Annotated in this window: 18 protein-coding genes; 8 read left to right on the top strand and 10 right to left on the bottom strand. The window is 71.6% G+C overall.

The window, feature by feature from the left end; genetic code table 11:
• Positions 1-9 precede the first annotated feature (9 nt).
• On the bottom strand, positions 10-438 hold the full coding sequence (locus CLV30_RS08420) for a nuclear transport factor 2 family protein (protein ID WP_106536776.1): 429 nt from the start codon (positions 436-438) through the stop codon (positions 10-12).
• A gap of 99 nt (positions 439-537) precedes the next feature.
• On the opposite strand from CLV30_RS08420, the gene CLV30_RS08425 reads away from it, so the two are divergent.
• Both CLV30_RS08425 and CLV30_RS08430 read left to right on the top strand, forming a co-directional pair.
• Entirely contained in the window at positions 538-1,041 is a 504-nt protein-coding gene (locus CLV30_RS08425; protein WP_106536777.1) for a winged helix-turn-helix transcriptional regulator, read from the top strand.
• Positions 1,042-1,101: 60 nt separating this feature from the next.
• On the top strand, positions 1,102-2,325 hold the full coding sequence (locus CLV30_RS08430; protein WP_106536778.1) for an NAD(P)/FAD-dependent oxidoreductase: 1,224 nt from the start codon (positions 1,102-1,104) through the stop codon (positions 2,323-2,325).
• 21 nt (positions 2,326-2,346) lie between these two features.
• Here the strand turns inward: CLV30_RS08430 and CLV30_RS08435 are convergent, their stop codons facing one another.
• A complete protein-coding gene (locus CLV30_RS08435; protein WP_342352507.1) occupies positions 2,347-2,835 on the bottom strand; it encodes a pyridoxamine 5'-phosphate oxidase family protein in 489 nt (162 codons plus the stop codon).
• Positions 2,836-2,921: 86 nt separating this feature from the next.
• On the opposite strand from CLV30_RS08435, the gene CLV30_RS08440 reads away from it, so the two are divergent.
• Complete coding sequence (locus tag CLV30_RS08440; RefSeq protein WP_106536779.1) at positions 2,922-3,344, top strand: nitroreductase family deazaflavin-dependent oxidoreductase; 423 nt, start codon at positions 2,922-2,924, stop codon at positions 3,342-3,344.
• An 11-nt stretch (positions 3,345-3,355) separates the two neighbouring features.
• On the opposite strand, the gene CLV30_RS08445 is transcribed toward CLV30_RS08440, so the two are convergent.
• Entirely contained in the window at positions 3,356-3,970 is a 615-nt protein-coding gene (locus CLV30_RS08445) for a TetR/AcrR family transcriptional regulator (protein WP_106537005.1), read from the bottom strand.
• 86 nt (positions 3,971-4,056) lie between these two features.
• Here CLV30_RS08445 and CLV30_RS08450 point away from each other — a divergent pair, with 86 nt between their 5' ends.
• Positions 4,057-4,560: a nuclear transport factor 2 family protein gene (locus CLV30_RS08450; protein WP_205740828.1), complete on the top strand. Its 504-nt coding sequence runs from the start codon at positions 4,057-4,059 to the stop codon at positions 4,558-4,560.
• Positions 4,561-4,603: 43 nt separating this feature from the next.
• On the opposite strand, the gene CLV30_RS08455 is transcribed toward CLV30_RS08450, so the two are convergent.
• Positions 4,604-4,948 carry a winged helix-turn-helix transcriptional regulator gene (locus CLV30_RS08455; protein ID WP_106537007.1) on the bottom strand — a complete coding sequence of 115 codons (345 nt, stop codon included), beginning with the start codon at positions 4,946-4,948 and terminating at the stop codon, positions 4,604-4,606.
• Between the two features lie 107 nt (positions 4,949-5,055).
• On the opposite strand from CLV30_RS08455, the gene CLV30_RS08460 reads away from it, so the two are divergent.
• The gene (locus tag CLV30_RS08460) at positions 5,056-5,817 is read left to right on the top strand and encodes a group II truncated hemoglobin (protein WP_106536780.1); all 762 of its coding nucleotides are present in this window, start codon (positions 5,056-5,058) and stop codon (positions 5,815-5,817) included.
• On the opposite strand, the gene CLV30_RS08465 is transcribed toward CLV30_RS08460, so the two are convergent.
• A complete protein-coding gene (locus CLV30_RS08465) occupies positions 5,814-6,044 on the bottom strand; it encodes a hypothetical protein (protein ID WP_106536781.1) in 231 nt (76 codons plus the stop codon). The genes CLV30_RS08460 and CLV30_RS08465 overlap by 4 nt on opposite strands.
• Positions 6,045-6,101: 57 nt before the next feature.
• Between CLV30_RS08465 and CLV30_RS08470 the strand changes: the two genes are divergently transcribed.
• Positions 6,102-6,611 (top strand): MarR family winged helix-turn-helix transcriptional regulator, encoded by a 510-nt coding sequence (locus tag CLV30_RS08470; protein ID WP_106536782.1) that lies wholly within the window; start codon positions 6,102-6,104, stop codon positions 6,609-6,611.
• A gap of 79 nt (positions 6,612-6,690) precedes the next feature.
• Here the strand turns inward: CLV30_RS08470 and CLV30_RS08475 are convergent, their stop codons facing one another.
• Positions 6,691-7,671, bottom strand: a complete 981-nt coding sequence (locus tag CLV30_RS08475) for a mechanosensitive ion channel family protein (protein ID WP_205740825.1) — start codon at positions 7,669-7,671, stop codon at positions 6,691-6,693.
• Between the two features lie 129 nt (positions 7,672-7,800).
• Here CLV30_RS08475 and CLV30_RS08480 point away from each other — a divergent pair, with 129 nt between their 5' ends.
• Positions 7,801-8,829, top strand: a complete 1,029-nt coding sequence (locus CLV30_RS08480; RefSeq protein ID WP_106536784.1) for an NAD(P)H-dependent flavin oxidoreductase — start codon at positions 7,801-7,803, stop codon at positions 8,827-8,829.
• A gap of 22 nt (positions 8,830-8,851) precedes the next feature.
• Here CLV30_RS08480 and CLV30_RS08485 read toward each other — a convergent pair whose 3' ends face one another.
• On the bottom strand, positions 8,852-9,727 hold the full coding sequence (locus CLV30_RS08485) for a TIGR03619 family F420-dependent LLM class oxidoreductase (RefSeq protein ID WP_106536785.1): 876 nt from the start codon (positions 9,725-9,727) through the stop codon (positions 8,852-8,854).
• A 47-nt stretch (positions 9,728-9,774) separates the two neighbouring features.
• Positions 9,775-11,022, bottom strand: a complete 1,248-nt coding sequence (gene clpX / locus CLV30_RS08490) for an ATP-dependent Clp protease ATP-binding subunit ClpX (RefSeq protein ID WP_106536786.1) — start codon at positions 11,020-11,022, stop codon at positions 9,775-9,777.
• Between the two features lie 152 nt (positions 11,023-11,174).
• On the opposite strand from clpX, the gene CLV30_RS08495 reads away from it, so the two are divergent.
• Complete coding sequence (locus CLV30_RS08495; RefSeq protein ID WP_106537008.1) at positions 11,175-14,360, top strand: ATP-binding protein; 3,186 nt, start codon at positions 11,175-11,177, stop codon at positions 14,358-14,360.
• Here CLV30_RS08495 and CLV30_RS08500 read toward each other — a convergent pair.
• Complete coding sequence (locus tag CLV30_RS08500) at positions 14,352-15,143, bottom strand: ABC transporter permease (protein ID WP_106536787.1); 792 nt, start codon at positions 15,141-15,143, stop codon at positions 14,352-14,354. The genes CLV30_RS08495 and CLV30_RS08500 overlap by 9 nt on opposite strands.
• The gene (locus tag CLV30_RS08505) at positions 15,140-16,096 is read right to left on the bottom strand and encodes an ATP-binding cassette domain-containing protein (RefSeq protein WP_106536788.1); all 957 of its coding nucleotides are present in this window, start codon (positions 16,094-16,096) and stop codon (positions 15,140-15,142) included. Before CLV30_RS08505 ends, CLV30_RS08500 begins: the two co-directional genes overlap by 4 nt.
• Between the last annotated feature and the right edge of the window lie 97 nt (positions 16,097-16,193).

Here is a 16,193-nt window from a genome sequence, read left to right on the forward strand (position 1 = left end):
GGGGTCCGGTCAGCCGCCGACGGCGGTGCGCTGGCGCCGTAGCCCCTCCTCGAGCCGCGCGGTGTCCTCGAGGACGTAGTCGTCCACCATCCGCCCCCAGCGGATGCGTACCCACTGGACCCCTTCGTTGGTGTACTGCGCGCCGTCCGCGAGGGTGGCGTCGACGGTGAGCCGGACGATCACCGTGGTGTTCCACGGCCACCCCTTGACGACGATCTCGGTGGGCCGCAGCCGCAGCCCCGGCAGCAGTTCCGCCGCCCGTGCGAACCAGTCCTCGAACGCCTGGCGCCCTTGCAGGTCGGCGCCGAGCGCGGAGTCGCCGGCGAACCGGAAGCGCAGATCGGGAGCGGCCTGGGCGACGGCCAGGCGGTAGTCGCCGGTCTCGGTGACGCGCTTCCAGAGGTGGCGCACCTTGGCGCGCACGATCGCGTGATACATCTCGATGCTCCCGTCTGAGCTCGTCACTTGCGAACAACAAGTTGTGATCGGACTCTATCAACGTGTCGCTTGCTCTTGGCAAGTGACTAGGCTGTGGGGATGGACCGGGACCGCTTCGCCACCGTCGCCTGCTCGATCGCCCGAACCGCCGGCGTCGTCGCCGACCCGTGGACGCTGCTGGTGCTGCGCGACCTGTTCCTCGGCGTCCACCGCTACGAGGAACTGCGCCGGGACCTCGGCGTGGCGACGAACGTGCTGGCCGACCGGCTCGACCGGCTGACGGAGGCCGGCCTGATCAGCAGGCACGAGTACCAGCGGGCACCGGTGCGGCACGAGTACCGGCTCACCGACGCCGGGCACGACCTGTACGGCGTGGTGCTGTCCCTGATGGCGTGGGGCGACCGGCACCTGGCACCAGACGGTCCACCGATGCTGCTGACCCACGACACGTGCGGGCACGACACCGCCCCCGTCGTCGCGTGCGGCCGGTGCGGCGGCGAGCTGACCGACGCCGACGTCACGGTCGCGCCCGGCCCGGGCGGCCGGCACGCGCCCGGAACGACGGTGATCGCCGAACGCCTCGCCGGGCCACCCGAGCACTGAAGACCGGTGGACGCGACAGGGGTGCCGGGGCGAGGCTGATCACCGGGAGAGGTGATGTGAATGGCCGAGCGCCCGTTCGTGGTCGTCGGAGCCGGCCTGGCCGGCGCCAAGACCGTCGAGGAGTTGCGAGAACAGGGCTTCGACGGACCGATCATGCTGGTCGGAGACGAGCCGGAACGTCCGTACGAGCGTCCGCCGCTGTCCAAGGAGTGTCTGGCCGGTTCGGCCACGCTGGACAGCGCCTACGTCCACGCCCCTGACTGGTATGCCGCCCACGACGTCGACCTGCGGCTGGAGACGCCGGTGACCCGGATCGACCGGGCCGTGCACCAGATCGAGACGGTCGACGGTGTCCGGCACGACTACGCCAAGCTGCTGCTGGCCACCGGGTCGGCGCCGCGGCCGCTGCCGGTGCCAGGGGGCGACGCGACCGGCGTGCACTACCTGCGTCGTATGGACGATTCCCGGCGGATCAAGGACACCATCGGGTCGGTGGCGCACCTGCTGGTGGTCGGCGGCGGCTGGATCGGCCTGGAGGTCGCGTCGGCCGCCCGCGGCGCCGGCGTCGACGTCACCGTGGTCGAGGCGCTGCCGCTGCCGTTGCAGCAGCCGCTGGGTCCTGAGCTGGCGCGGGTCTTCGCCGACCTGCATCTCGAGCACGGGGTGACGCTGCGCACCGGCGTGACGGTCGAGCGTGTCGTCGTCGCTGGTGACGTCGCCGTGGGCGCGCGGCTCAGCGACGGCAGCGAGATCGAGGCGGAGGCGGTCGTCGTCGGCGTCGGCGCGGCGCCGAACGTCGGGCTGGCCACCGCGGCCGGGCTGGAGGTGGCCGACGGCGTCGTCGCGGACGCCGGGCTGCGCACCAGCGATCCGGACATCGTCGTCGCCGGTGACGTGGCGGAGGCGACGCACCCGCTGCTGGGCCGGCGGGTACGGGTGGAGCACTGGGCGAACGCGCTGAACCAGCCGGCGACGGCCGCGGCGACGATGCTCGGGGCCGACGTGCGCTACGAAGAGCTGCCGTACTTCTTTACGGACCAGTACGACCTGGGCATGGAGTATCACGGCGACATCGGCCCGGACGGTTACGACGACGTCGTCGTCCGCGGCGACTCGGACGGACGCGAGTTCGTCGCCTTCTGGCTGCGCGACCGCCGCGTCCTGGCGGGCATGAACGTCAACGTCTGGGACGTCGGCGAGGCGGTCAAGGCGCTGATCCGGTCCGGCGTCCAGGTCGACCCGCGTCGGCTGGCCGACCTCGACGTGCCGCTGCCGACCTCGTGACGATCACGGCGTAGGGCGGCTTCAGTCGACGGGTCGGCTCAGCCACTGTGAGTCGGCCATGACCGTCCGGCCGCCGAACTCGTGGAAGCCGTTCCATACCTGTATCCGGGACGGCGCCAGGCGGAGGTACTCGAATCCGGGCATGACGCGCGGGTCGTGCGACACGACCGCGTACGCGTCCGCGGTGTCCGGATCCATGTCGGCGACGGGCACGACGGCGACCTGACCGTCGATCATCACGACGTCGTCGGTGCTGCCGATGGCTACCCGCGCCCGCCCCGTTGCTCGCACGTTCGCCATCGTCCGACTGCGCGTGGCCGTGGCCAGGATGAGGTCCGAGCCTTCCAGGACGTAGCTGACCGGAATCATGTGGCCATGATCACCGGCGGCGGTGCACAGCCACAGTTGATGGTTCTGCTGCAGAGTGCGTTGGGCGTCGAGGCGCCGCTGCTCGAGTGACCGTGGCGTCGGGGCTGTGATGGTGTCGTTCACAAGTAGGTAAGCTGCCACTTACTGATATCGAAGTCAAGCGTGCGGATCATAGGCTGCCGGTGAGACCCTCGGGCCGCGGGTCAGCAGACCAGGAGGAGGGCACGGTGCGAGACGCGACGGCACGTCGACTGTCCCGGCTGCACGCCGCCGTCTACCGGTTGACCGGCGGACGGATCGGGCGGCGGCTAGTGCGCAACGACATGCTCGTGCTCACCACGACGGGCTCCAGGACCGGCAGGCCGCACACCGTCCCGCTGCTGTACCTGCGCGACGGCGACGCGCTCGTGGTCATCGCCTCGTGGGGCGGGAGGCCGCAGCATCCGCAGTGGTACACGAACCTGGTCGCGAATCCGCGGGCGACCGTGCAGGTCGACTCGCGGCGCTGGACGGTCCGCGCCCGCACGGCGACGCCGGACGAAAGGGCGGTGTGGTGGCCCCGGGTGCTGGCCACGTACAAGGGATACCGGCTGTACGAGTCCAACACCGACCGGGTGATCCCGGTGGTGTTCCTCGAGCCTGAACGGTGATCACCGCACCGTCAACCGGCCCGCGGGACCAGCCCGTGCGTGAGTGCCTCGGTCATCGTCCGCAGCAGCGAACGCAGTTCCGCCTCGGTGCGGCGCAGGCCGTCCGGGCGCCAGCCGAGACTGATCACCCCGTTCCATGACGCCCACAGCGCGGTGGCCAGCTCCTCGGGGTCGCCGGCGACCAGGTCGCCCGCGTCCATGCCGCGTCGTAACGCGTCCGCGAGCCGGCTGTTCTGCTGGTCCACGCGCCGCGCCAGCCGGTCGGCGACCTCCCGGCCGGCCGGATACGTCCCGGGATCGGCCGGGAAGGCCAGCATCCGGAAGTACTCCGGATGGTCGACGTAGAAGGTCGCGTACTGATCCGCGGCCGCGCGTATCTGCTCGACCGGGCCGCGGTCGTCGGTGTACGCCCGGTCCATGTACATCAGGTCGGCATCGAGTGCGCGCTCGACGACGGACGCGTACAGGCCGGTCTTGGAGCCGAAGAGGTTGTATATCGAGCCGACCGCTACTCCGGCCCGGCGTGCGATCTCCCCGACCGTCACCGTGTCGACCGCGCGCTCGCCGAAGATCTCCTCGGCGGCCGCGATGAGCACGTCCGTCGTGCGGCGCCTGCGCGGGTCCATGACCACTCCAAGACCACTCGATGCCCAAGTTTCGTGGAACCGTTGCACGAAATGTTCAGCGGCTGCGAGCATACGACGACTACTTCATGCAACCGTTGCAAGACATCGGGGGTGTGGCCGTGACGGACTGGGCGAAGGTGCATGCCGAAGTCGTCGACGAGTTCGCGCGCGGGTGGGCGGCGCCGGGGCCGCACGCCTGGGACGGATTCCTGGCCGACGACGTCGAGATGGTGCAGCCGATGCTGCGCGACGGCCGCGGCCGGACGTCCTGGCGCGAGGAGACGGAGCGGCTGCTGGAGCTGCTGCCCGATCTGCGCGGCGAAGTGCTCACGTGGGCCGGCCGCGCCGACCGGCTGTTCATCGAGCTGCGCCTGACCGCCACTCTCGGGCGGACGCCGCTCGAGGTGCGGGTCGTCGATCAGCTGGCGCTGACACCGACCGGCACCGTCGTCCGCCGCGAATCGTTCTTCGACCCGGCGCCGATGGTGCGCGCGGTTCTCCGTAGCCCGGGGCACTGGCCCGCCTGGTGGCGTTCCGGCGTGGGGCCGCTGCTGGCCAGGCGGCGGTTGGGCCGGCCGAGGCGGGCATGACGGCCGACACGGAGGTCGCGGGCGGGTGGCGGTGGCGCACCACCTACGGCTGGCTGCCCTGCGTGGGGTGATCGGTCTTGTCGGAGGGCGCCACGGGCTCGATGGGAATGCCCAGCCGGGTCGCGCGCTCGGTGCCCCAGTCGTGCAAGCCCTGCAGGACCGGGCCGAGCGCCCGGCCGTGGGTGGTGAGCTGGTAAGAGACCGGCGCGGGTACGCCGTCGTGCACCGTGCGCTCGACCAACCCGGCTCGCTCCAGTTCGCGCAACCGCTGGGTGAGCATCTTCTCGCTGACGTCCGGCATCCGGCGCCGCAGCTCACCATAGCGGTGCGCGCCCTCCTTGAGGTGCGCCAGCACGACCGGCGTCCAGCGCCGGCCGAGCACGTCCATCGCGACCTCGACCGCGCAGTAGTACCTCGTCCGTGCCGTGCTCACGACTCTCGTTCCTCCCCGCACCACGAAGTGCGTACTTGTCGGCTGTCGTGATCCGGTGTTCGATGACAGGCGTGATCATCGAATACATCCCCTACCGGATATCAGACCACGACGCGGCCGAGTTCGTGGCCGCGTACCGGCGCGCGGCCGAGTCGCTGGCCGCGGCTCCCGAGTGCGTCGACTACGAGCTCACCCGGTGCATGGAGGATCCCGAGCACTTCGTCCTGAGGATCACCTGGACGTCCGTCGAAGCCCATCTCGAGGGGTTCCGCCGCGGCCCGTCGTTCCGTGCGTTCTTCGCCGAGATCCAGCCGTACGTGGGCGCGATCGAGGAGATGCGCCATTACGAGCCGGTGGGGGTACACGGGAGCGGCGCTGCGACGCCGTCGCTGTACTCGTGGGCGGGTGGCGCTGCTGCGCTGGACGAACTCTGCGCGGTCTTCTATCGAGCGGTGTTCGCCGACCCCGAGCTCGCGCCGCTGTTCCGCGACATGGATCCCGGCCATCCGCACCACGTGGCGCGCTGGCTGGGTGAGGTGTTCGGCGGGCCGGCGGTGTACTCCGAGGCGCGGGGCGGGCACGCTCACATGATCACGCGGCATCTGGGCAGGGGGATCACCGAACCCCAGCGGCGTCGCTGGATGCAGCTGTTGATCGACGCCGCGGACGAGGTCGGGTTGCCCTCCGACCCGGAGTTCCGGGCCGCGTTCGTCGGCTACCTGGAGTGGGGGACGCGGATGGCGGTGCAGTTGTCCGCGCCAGGTGTCGAGCCCGACCTGACCGAGCCGATGCCGACGTGGGGCTGGGCGGTGGCGCCGCGCTAGCCCGAGGGCTGCAGCTCTCGCGTCGCGGTCACCCGTACGCTGCCGCACACCTCGCACGGCATGCCCGCGTCGGGCGACATGCTCGGCAGGCCGCCGCGGGACCACATGCACAGCTCGGCGCCGTCGGGGTCCTGGCTGTGGCGGGCCTCGTACGTCACCGACCAGCGGTTCCCGCAGTCGGGGCAACTGAACGTGTACCGATCGTGCGTGATGTACGTCTCGTGCACGGTGGACCACCACCCTGTTGCCGTAGGCAAACGTTGCTCTGTGCAATAATGTAGCGCGTGAGCCCCGGAACGTCGAGCGGATCGCCCGAGAACGACGCACTCGTCGAGGCAGTCGTTCGGGGGAGCCGCGCCCTGGTCGCCATCACCGCCCGGTCGCTGGCCGGAGGCGGGGACGACGTCACACTGCCGCAGTACCGCCTGCTCGTCGTCCTCACCACTCGCGGGCCGCAGCGGCTGCGCGATCTCGCCGTCAACCTCGGCGTGAACCCGTCCACCGCCACCCGGATGTGCGACCGGCTGCACCGCAAAGGTCTGCTCACCCGGCGTCCGGTGCCGGACGACCGGCGCGCGGTCGAGCTCGTCATCTCCGACGACGGGCGCGCCATGGTCGAGCGCGTGCTCGAGCAGCGCCGCGCCGAGGTCGGCCGGTTGCTCACCACGCTCACCCCCGAGCAGCGGGTGCGTGCCGCCGAAGGGCTGCAGATCCTGGCCGAAGCCACCGGCGAGCCGGCGCGGCAGGGCGACGTCGTCGAATCGCCGGTCGGGGAGGCCGACGTTCACGCATGAGACGGCCCGAGCGCGCGGATGGCGGGCTCGGCCTTCGGCGGGATGTCGGACGTGCTGTCGCCGACGAGCCCGGGTCCCCTCAGCCCTGTTGGGCCGCGCCGGCGCCCGTGACGGGCAGCACCGGGTAGGCGACCTTGATGCCGTGCAGATCGAGGCCGGCCTTCAGGTGCGCGCGCAGCGCGCGGCCGAGCGCCCACTGCGAACCGGGACGGGTGGTGACCATGACGCGGACCGTGACGGCGCCGTTGCCGATGGCGACGACACCGGCGATGTCCGGGCGCTCCAGGATCTGCGGAGCGAACTGCTCGTCGTCGGCGAACTGGTCGATGCTCGCCTGGATGACCCGCTTGGCGTCCTCGAGATCGACGGAGTAGTCCAGCGGCAGCTCGACGACGACGTTGGCCCAGTCCTGGTTCATGTTGCACACGCGCATGATCTCGCCGTTGCGCACGTACCAGAGGCCGCCGTTGAGGTCGCGGATCTTGGTGACTCGCAGGCTGACGGCCTCGACCGTCCCCACCGCGTCGCCCACGTCGACGACGTCACCGACGCCGTACTGGTCTTCGGACATCATGAAGATGCCGGACACGAAGTCCTGGACCAGGCTCTGCGCGCCGAAGGCGACAGCCAGGCCGAGGACGCCGGCGCTGGCCAGGATGGGACCGATGTTGATGCCGACCTGGCTCAGGATGGTGACGATCGCCACCCCGAAGACGACGAAGCTGGCGACGCTCTTCAGCACGGACGCGATGGTGTCGGCGCGCATCTGCTGCCGCTCGACGCGGGAGTTCTGCGACGGCTCGACCAGGCGCCCGGCGAACCGCGACCGAGTGCGCTGCTGCGAAACCACCATCCGGTTCGCCAGCTTGTCGATGACCCGGCTCAGCACGGCCCGCAACACCAGGGCCACGACCACGATGATGACGATGTTGATGACGCCCGAGATGAGGGCACTGGAGTTGTCGTCGAACCACTCCGTCACCGGATTGGCCCGGATGACCGAGGCATCCGCCACGGCCTCCACGGGCACGCCGGCTGCCAGGATGAGGGACGTTGGCACGAGAGAATCTCCCTTCGGTGTCCTCGTGGCCGCCGGAGCGTCCGGCGGGCACGGCCGGCACATCCACGGCCGACGCTCTCAGCAGCCTGGCACGCCGGGGCGCGAAGTTCGAAATGCGAGAGTACGTGAATGTTCGACATCACAGACTTGTCCGTGCCGATCGTCGCCGCGCCGATGGCGGGAGGACCGTCCACACCAGCGCTTGCGACGGCCGTCGGCGACGCGGGCGGGCTCGGCTTTCTCGCTGCCGGGTACGCGGCGCCGGCCACTGTCGCCGAGCAGATCCGGCAGGTGCGCAGCGCGACCACTGCGCCGTTCGGGGTGAACGTCTTCGTGCCCGGGGCGCCGGCCGACCCGGCCGCGGTGGCCGCATACCGGGCGGAACTGGAACCCGAAGCGGCTCGGTACGACGCCGACCTCCCCGAACCCGATCCCGGTGACGACGACCACTGGGACGACAAGCTGGCTCTGCTCGTGGACGACCCCGTTCCCGTCGTGTCGTTCACCTTCGGCGTCCCGGACCGCGACGTCGTGCAGCGGCTGCGTGCCGCGGGAAGCGCGGTGTTGGTCACCGTCACCTCGCCCGGCGAGGCAGCGGCGGCGGTGTCGGCCGGGGCGGACGTGTTGTGCGTTCAGGGCCCGGAAGCCGGTGGTCACCGCGGGACGTTCGACCCCGAGGCGGATCCGGACCCGACGCCGTTGCCGGCGCTGCTGGCGGCGGTGACCGCGATGTCGCCGATCCCGGTGGTCGCGGCCGGTGGCATCATGACCGGCGACGACGTCGCCGCCGCGATGCGCGCCGGAACCGTCGCCGTCCAGCTCGGTACCGCCTTCCTTCGCACGCCCGAGTCCGGGGCTCGCCGTGCGCACAAGGACGCGCTCGCCGACGCGCGGTTCGACACGACGACGCTGACGCGCGCGTTCTCGGGACGCTGGGCGCGCGGTCTGCGGAACGGGTTCGTCGACGCGCACCCGGACGCACCGGCGGGCTACCCGATGGTGGATCAGATGACGAAGCCGCTGCGGGCTGCCGCGGCTGCCCTTGGTGACCCGGAACGGATGTCGCTGTGGGCGGGCACCGGGTACCGAGCGGCCACCGAGGAGCCGGCGGCGACGGTCACGACGCGGTTGTGGGAGCGAGCGCGGAACTCGCGCTGACGGGGTGCCGACGTGGCCCGGGCTACGCGTTCCGGTCGATGCGTGGCGGCCCCTGCTTGACCCGGCGGCGTATCGGGTCGAGGCGGTCGAACACACCGTCGTGGAACGGCACCCGCTCGTCCCACCACGTCGCCCCGGCGTCCGCGAGGGGACCGACCACGTCGGGAGCGGTGGCCGGCTCGGTGGCGCCACCGACGACGAACTCGAACGGCTCGTCCTCGCGGCCTGCTTCGGCACGCATCGCACGGACCGTGTCGTGCCAGTCCCGCACCTCGTCCAGCGGCGACGGGACCGCATCGAACCCGCCGGTCATGAGCGGTATGGACCCGTCCCAGCGTGCGGCACGGCGCAGCGGAGCGCGGTGCGGCCAGCGCCCGCCGACCCAGATGGGCACCCGGGGCCGTTGTACCGGCGTCGGCAGGAACGTGGCATCACGCACCGTGACGTGCTCGCCCTCGTAGTCGACCGGTCCGCCCGACCAGGCAGCGGCCAGCACGTCCAGACTTTCGTCCAGGCGGCGCGCCAGCACCCGGGCGTCGTCCGGCTCGCCGAACGTCGCGTACTCGTCCTCGAGAGGCGCACCCAGCCCGACGCCGAGGATCGTGCGGCCGCCGCTGAGCCGGTCCAGAGTGGTGACCTCGCGGGCCAGCTTCTGTGGGCGGCGACGTGGCACCGGCGTGATCATCGTTCCCAGACGTAACCGTCGGGTGGCCGTCGCGGCCGCGGCGAGCAGGATCCACGGATCGGCGATGTGGCGGCGCCGGGTCTTCTCCTCGAGGACGTGGTCCCAGACGAACAGGGCGTCCCAGCCGGCGTCCTCGGCGGTACGGGCCAGCTCGGCGAACGTAGCGGGGTCGGCGAAGTCGCCGAAGTTCGGGACGTTGATCGAACAGCGCATACGGACAGCCTCGCACCGTCCACCGACAATGTCGGAGCGCGGTGTGATCAGGCGCTGCGCTCGTGCGGTGTCCGTTGCTCGTCGGGCTGCGGCGCTGCGACGGCGGCCAGGACGGCCTCTCGGTCGACGACGACCCGGGTCATGTCGTCGGTGCTGGGCGCCTCGTACATCGGTTCGAGCAGCACGGTCTCGAGGATCGCGCGGGTGGAGCGGGCGCCGGTGCCGCGCAGCATGGCCTGCTCCGCGATGGCGTCGAGACCGTCCGTGGTGACCTCGAGCTCCACGTCGTCGAGCTCGAACAGCCGCTGGAACTGTGGCACCAGCGCGTTGCGCGGCTCGGTGAGGATCCGGGTCAGCGTGGCGCGGTCCAGCGGCTCGAGCGTCGAGACGACGGGCAGCCGGCCGACCAGCTCCGGGATCAACCCGTAGCGGACCAGGTCGTCCGGCACGACCTGCGGGGACTGCTCGGGATCCTGCTCCGCGGCTCCGGTGGTCGCGGCGCTGAAGCCGATGCCCCCGCGGTTGACCCGTCGTTCGACGATCTCGTCCAGCCCGGCGAACGCGCCGCCGACGATGAACAGCACGTTCGTGGTGTCGATCTGGATGAGTTCCTGCTGGGGGTTCTTCCGTCCGCCCTGCGGTGGCACGCTGGCGGTGGTGCCCTCGAGGATCTTCAGCAGCGCCTGCTGCACGCCCTCGCCGGAGACGTCGCGGCTGATCGACGGGTTGTCGCTCTTGCGGGCGACCTTGTCGATCTCGTCGATGTAGATGATGCCGGTCTCGGCCTTCTTCACGTCGTGGTCGGCGGCCTGGATCAGCTTCAGCAGGATGTTCTCGACGTCCTCGCCGACGTAGCCGGCCTCGGTCAGCGCCGTGGCGTCGGCGATGGCGAACGGCACGTCCAGGATGCGCGCCAGTGTCTGGGCCAGATACGTCTTGCCGCAGCCAGTGGGGCCGATGAGCAGGATGTTCGACGTGCCCAGCTCGACCTCGGCGTCGTCCGGTGTGTCCTGCTCGGCCGCCGTGTCGCCCGAACGGACGCGTTTGTAGTGGTTGTACACCGCCACCGACAACGTCTTCTTCGCGGCGTCCTGGCCGATGACGTAGCGCGCGAGGAAGTCGTCGATGTCACGCGGCGTCGGCAGTGTGGTGCTCGCGCCGTCGGCCGCGGTGAGCTCCTCGGCGATGAGTTCGGTGCACAGCTCGACACATTCGTCACAGATGTGCACCCCGGGCGGACCCGCGATCAGTCGGCGAACCTGGTCCTGAGTCTTGTGGCAGAACGAGCACCCCATAGCGGGTCACGGTGTCACGGACCCGGGCATGGCTGCCACGTGGCCGCGCCGTGTCGCATCGAATCGTGATCAACGCCGCCCCGGCGGCCGGACGTGGCGGCGTCTGGCCGCGATGTCCCGCCCGTGGCCGACAGCGGGCTACCGTACGGTTGGTGACGATCGAGTTGGCGCTGCTACCGCGGGTGTCGTACCGCGGGCGGGAGATCACCGGGCACCGGCTGCGTGGTCTACTGGCGTTGCTCGCCGGCGACCTGCACGCCGGCTGCAGCACCGCGCGGCTCGTCGAAGGGATCTGGCCGGACGAGCAACCGGAGAACCCGGCCAAGGCGCTGCAGATCCTCGTCTCCCGGACGCGCACGCAGTTCGGATCCGGCCTCATCACCAGTACGCCCACCGGTTACCGGCTGTCGCTGACCGACGAGCAGGTCGACACGTCGGCCGTGCTGCTGCACGCTTCGGCGGCGGCTGCGCACGCCCGCGCCGGAGACCACACGGCCGCGCTCGCCGAGGCGGAGTCCGGGCTGGGGTTGTGGGGCGAGCGCGGCGTCGAGGGTTCCCCGGAGGCCGACCCGGTGTCGGCGCTGCGGGCCGACAGAGTCGCGACACGCAGGAGCCTGCTCCGTGCCCGTGCGCTGGCGTTGTCCCGGTTGGGCCGGCGCGGCGAGGCACTGGAGCCGCTGGCCGAGCTGGTGGCCGAGCGCCCTCGCGACGAGGAACTGCTGCTCGAGATGCTGCGCTGCGAGGCGGACACGTCCGGTCCGGCGGCCGCGCTGGCCCGGTACGAGGCGTACCGGCGCTCGCTGCGTGACGAGTTGGGTGTGGACCCCGGCGCCGCGCTGCAGACCGAGCACCAGCAGCTGTTGCGGGCCGGCGCGCCGCCGGTCCGGCACGGCGTCGTGCACGAGCCGAACCCCCTGCTCGGGCGGGACCGTGACGTCACAGCGGTGGCGGAGCTGGTGCGCGCGTCTCGTGTGACGTCCGTCGTCGGGCCGGGCGGGCTCGGCAAGACGCGGCTGGCGCACGCGGTCAGCCGGGAAGCCGAGCAACGGGCCGTGTACGTCGTGGGGCTCGCCGGTGTCGGCCGGGACGAGGACGTCGCGGGCGAGGTCGCCTCGGCGCTCGGCGTGGGGGAGTCTCGCCGGGCCTCGATCAGTGCGGTGACCGGTCCGGCGGAACTGCTGACCGGCATCGTCGGTGCCCTCGGCACCGTTCCCACGCTGCTGGTGCTGGACAACTGCGAACACGTCGTCGACGGCGCCGCCGAGCTGGTGCGGGCGCTGGTGTCGATGCACCCCGACGTGCGGGTGCTGACCACCAGCCGCGCTCCGCTCGGACTCTCCTCGGAGGCGGTCCACCAGCTGCCGGAGCTGGAGCTGGCGACGACGACGGAGCTGTTCGCCCAGCGCGCCAGGGCGGCCAGACCGGGCGTCGAGCTGCCCGCGGCCGAGGTCGAGCAGTTGTGCCGGAACCTGGACGGTCTGCCGCTGGCCGTGGAGCTCGCCGCGGCGCGGGTACGCGCATTGTCGGTCGCGGAGATCGCCCGCCGGCTGGACGACCGCTTCGACCTGCTGCGCGGCAGCAGCCGGGACGCGCCGCGGCGGCACCACACGCTGCACGCCGTCGTCGACTGGAGCTGGAACCTGCTGGACCCCGCCGGGCAGGCGGCGATGCGTGCGCTGTCGGTCTTCCCCGGCGGGTTCACCGCCGACGCGGCCCGGTATCTGCTCGACGACGCCGACGTCGTCGCGACTCTCGAGCATCTCGCCGACCAGTCGCTGCTCAAGGTGGCCGACACCGAGACGGGCACCCGGTTCTCGATGCTCGAGACGGTGCGCGAGTTCGGCGCCGCCCGCCGGCGGACCGCCGGGGAGGACGACCTGGTGGTCGATCGCCTGCTCGCATGGGCACGCGACTTCGGCCTGGAGCACCACGAGGGCCCGCTCGGCGCCGACCCGGCCGCGATGATCGCGCGGATCCGGGCCGAGCAGGACAACCTCGCGCTGGCGCTGCGGTACGGCCTCGCGCGCGACGACGGCGCGACCGTCGCGGCGACGACGGCGGTGCTCGTCGGGCTGTGGGGCGTGGACTCCAACTTCGTGCGCATCCTGTCGACGACTGCCCAGACCGCGCGGCTGCTGTCGCACTTCCGGCCGGAGCCCGGCATGGTCGAGGTCACCCGCACGGCGACGACGCTGTGTGCGGTGGTCTCGTACCTCATCGAGGGACCCAACGCGATGCGTGTGCTGGTTGCGCCGCGCCGGTTGCCGGCCGCGCCGCCGGACACCCTGATCCGGGCGGCGACGGCCGTGCTGGCGGCCGCCGGCGACATCGGCGGGTCGCAGAGCCCGGCGCTGCGCGCGCTCTGCGCCAGCGACGAGCCGCTGCTCGCCGGCGTCGCGAACACGCTCGCCAGCTTCCTCGCGGAGACCGAGGGCGACGTACACGGCGCGTTCACGGCCGCGGAGGCCATGCTCGACGCGTTCGGCCCCCGCGGCAGCGCGATGATGCGGATGCTCGCCCACTCCAGGGCCGGTGAACTGTGCATGCAGCTCGAGCGCGGCGCCGACGCGGTGCATCACCTCACCTCCGCGCTCGCACTGGACGCCGATCTGCGTGCGCGCTCCGACGAGGTCGGTTTCCGCTGGGCGCTCGCGCTCGCCAACCTGCAGGTGGGCGCCGTCGACGAGGCCGCACGGTGGCTGGAGCTCGCCGCGTCGCACCAGTCGGACGACGACATCGAGACGCTCACGTTCGGTATCGGTGTCCGGGCGGAGACGGCGCTCGTGCGCGGCGACGTCTCTGCCGGCCTGCGGCTGTGGCGCCGCGCCGTCGACGAACTGCGCAGTCCGGCCGCCGCGGACATCGCGGCCGATCCGGGAGGCGCCGGCCGGTCCTGGGTGGCCGAGGTCGAGGCCATCGCGGTCGTCGCGCACGCCCGGAACGACCGCGTCGACCTGGTCCAGGACATCGTCGGCGAGCTGCCGGACAAGCTGTCGAGCATGCTGACGCTTCCGACGGACCGGCCGCCGCCGCACGTCCTGGAGCGCGCCGCGTGCGGAGGGCTGCTGATGGCGCTGGCCATGGTCCACCTGCACCACGGACGGCACACCGGCGAGACCTCCGCGAGCACCTGGGCGCCGCGAGTGGTCGCGTTGGCGGAGCGCTTCGACGCGCCGCGACGGTTCCAGCCGACCATGTCGACCGCGCGCTGCCGGGCGGCCGCCGAGCAGGCCGACGGCCCGGCGTACGCCGACGGGGTGTCGGCGTACGCCGGGCTCGACCTGGACGAGCTGCGCGCCGCCGCGCTCGAGGCGCTGCGGACGCGGCCGTCAGCGTGACGGGTCGCGGTTGTACAGCTTCTTCGCCCACAGGTAGCTGACCAGCGCGATGCCGACGCACCACCCGACGGCGACGACGCCGTCGTTGCCGATCGAGGTGCCCAGCAGCAGTCCGCGCAACGTCTCCATGATCGGCGTGAACGGCTGGTACTCGGCGAACCAGCGCAGCCCGGTGGCCATCGAGTCGGTGGGCACGAACCCGCTGCCGAGGAACGGCAGCAGGATCAGCGGCATCGGCAGGTTGCTCGCGGACTCGACGTTCCTGGCCACCAGGCCCAGCGCGACCGACAGCCAGGTGAGCGCGAAGATCAGCAGGGTCAGCAGGCCGATGACCGCGAGCCACTCGAGCGGCCCGGCCGTCGGCCGGAACCCGACCAGCAACGCGACGCCGACGACGACGGCGATGCCCACGATCGTCTGGACCATGCTGCCCAGGACGTGCCCGGTCAGTACCGAGGCGCGGGAGATGGCCATGGTGCGGAACCGGGCGATGATCCCCTCGTTCATGTCCATGGCCACGGAGATCGCCGTTCCCTGCGCCGCGCCGGCGACCCCCAGCAGCAGGATGCCCGGCGCCACGTAGTTGACGTAGTCGTCACTGCCGGCGACCGGGCCGCCGAGGCCGGCGCCCAGCGTGTCCCCGAAGACGTAGACGAACAACAGCAGGAAGATCACCGGGATGCCGGCGACGATCATGGTGACGGACGGGTAGCGGACGGCGTGGCGCAGGTTGCGGCGCAGCATCGTCGCGGAGTCGGTCAGCGCGAGGGTAATCGTGCTCATCGGACGGTCACCTTCTCTTCGTCGGCGGTGGGGTGGCCGGTGAGGGCGAAGAACACGTCGTCCAGGTCCGGCGTGTGCACGGTCAGCTCCTCGACCTCGATCGACTCGTCGTCGAGCCGGTCGAGCAGTGCCTTCAGCGAACGCAGGCTGCCGTCGCTAGGGACCTTCAGGGTGAGCGCGTCGTCGTCGCCCGTCGCATGGCCGAGCGTCTGGGTGGCGGACTCGAGCCCGCGCGCGTCGGCGAACCGCAGCCGCAGGTGCCCGCCGGGGACGCGGCGCTTGAGCTGCTCCGGCGTGCCCTCGGCGACCAGCCGGCCCTGGTCGAGGACCGCGATCCGGTCGGCGAGCTCGTCCGCCTCGTCCAGGTACTGCGTGGTCAGGAAGATCGTCACCCCGCCGGCCACGAGGTCGCGGACGATCTGCCACATGGTGTGCCGCGCCCGCGGGTCGAGACCGGTCGTCGGCTCGTCGAGGAACACGATGGCCGGATCGCCGACCAGCCCCATCGCGAGGTCCAGTCGACGGCGCATGCCGCCGGAGTACGTGGTGGCGGGCTTACGGGCCGCATCGGCCAGGTCGAACCGCTCGAGCAGCTCGGCGGTCTTGCGCCGCCCCTCCCGCTTGCCCAGATGGTGCAGGTCGGCCATCAGGATCAGGTTCTCCTCGCCGGTCAGCAGGTTGTCCACCGCCGAGAACTGGCCGGTGACGCCGATCGCCGCGCGTACCGCGTCCGGTTCCCGGGCCAGGTCGTGGCCGGCGACCCGGACGTCGCCGGCGTCGGCGCCGATGAGCGTGGACAGGATCTGCACCGCGGTGGTCTTGCCGGCGCCGTTGGGCCCGAGCAGCGAGAAGATCGTTCCGGTGGTGACGTCCAGGTCGATGCCGTCCAGCACCAGGTGGTCGCCGTAGGACTTGCGCAGCCCGGTCACCGCGATGGCGGCTTCGGATGTCATGGTCGTGCTCCCTCGGCTCGTCGCTGCGTGGCCGGTGCGGCCACGACTGCGTCGATCGTGGGCGGAGCTCGGATCACGCCGGTTTCACGACGGCTTC

Origin of the sequence: Haloactinopolyspora alba, assembly GCF_003014555.1 — a bacterium.
GTDB classification, from domain to species: Bacteria; Actinomycetota; Actinomycetes; order Jiangellales; family Jiangellaceae; genus Haloactinopolyspora; species Haloactinopolyspora alba.

Bases quoted from the DNA above. Each gene is read 5' to 3' on its own strand.
- CLV30_RS08445 (WP_106537005.1), bottom strand. From the start codon at position 3,970: ATGGACCCGCGCAGGCGCCGCACGACGGACGTGCTCATCGCGGCCGCC.
- CLV30_RS08425 (WP_106536777.1), top strand. From the start codon at position 538: ATGGACCGGGACCGCTTCGCCACCGTCGCCTGCTCGATCGCCCGAACC.
- CLV30_RS08505 (WP_106536788.1), bottom strand. From the start codon at position 16,096: ATGACATCCGAAGCCGCCATCGCGGTGACCGGGCTGCGCAAGTCCTAC.
- CLV30_RS08420 (WP_106536776.1), bottom strand. From the start codon at position 438: ATGTATCACGCGATCGTGCGCGCCAAGGTGCGCCACCTCTGGAAGCGC.
- CLV30_RS08455 (WP_106537007.1), bottom strand. From the start codon at position 4,948: ATGGACGTGCTCGGCCGGCGCTGGACGCCGGTCGTGCTGGCGCACCTC.
- CLV30_RS08485 (WP_106536785.1), bottom strand. From the start codon at position 9,727: ATGCGCTGTTCGATCAACGTCCCGAACTTCGGCGACTTCGCCGACCCC.
- CLV30_RS08450 (WP_205740828.1), top strand. From the start codon at position 4,057: ATGCAACCGTTGCAAGACATCGGGGGTGTGGCCGTGACGGACTGGGCG.
- CLV30_RS08460 (WP_106536780.1), top strand. From the start codon at position 5,056: ATGACAGGCGTGATCATCGAATACATCCCCTACCGGATATCAGACCAC.
- CLV30_RS08500 (WP_106536787.1), bottom strand. From the start codon at position 15,143: ATGAGCACGATTACCCTCGCGCTGACCGACTCCGCGACGATGCTGCGC.
- CLV30_RS08480 (WP_106536784.1), top strand. From the start codon at position 7,801: ATGTTCGACATCACAGACTTGTCCGTGCCGATCGTCGCCGCGCCGATG.
- clpX (WP_106536786.1), bottom strand. From the start codon at position 11,022: ATGGGGTGCTCGTTCTGCCACAAGACTCAGGACCAGGTTCGCCGACTG.
- CLV30_RS08430 (WP_106536778.1), top strand. From the start codon at position 1,102: ATGGCCGAGCGCCCGTTCGTGGTCGTCGGAGCCGGCCTGGCCGGCGCC.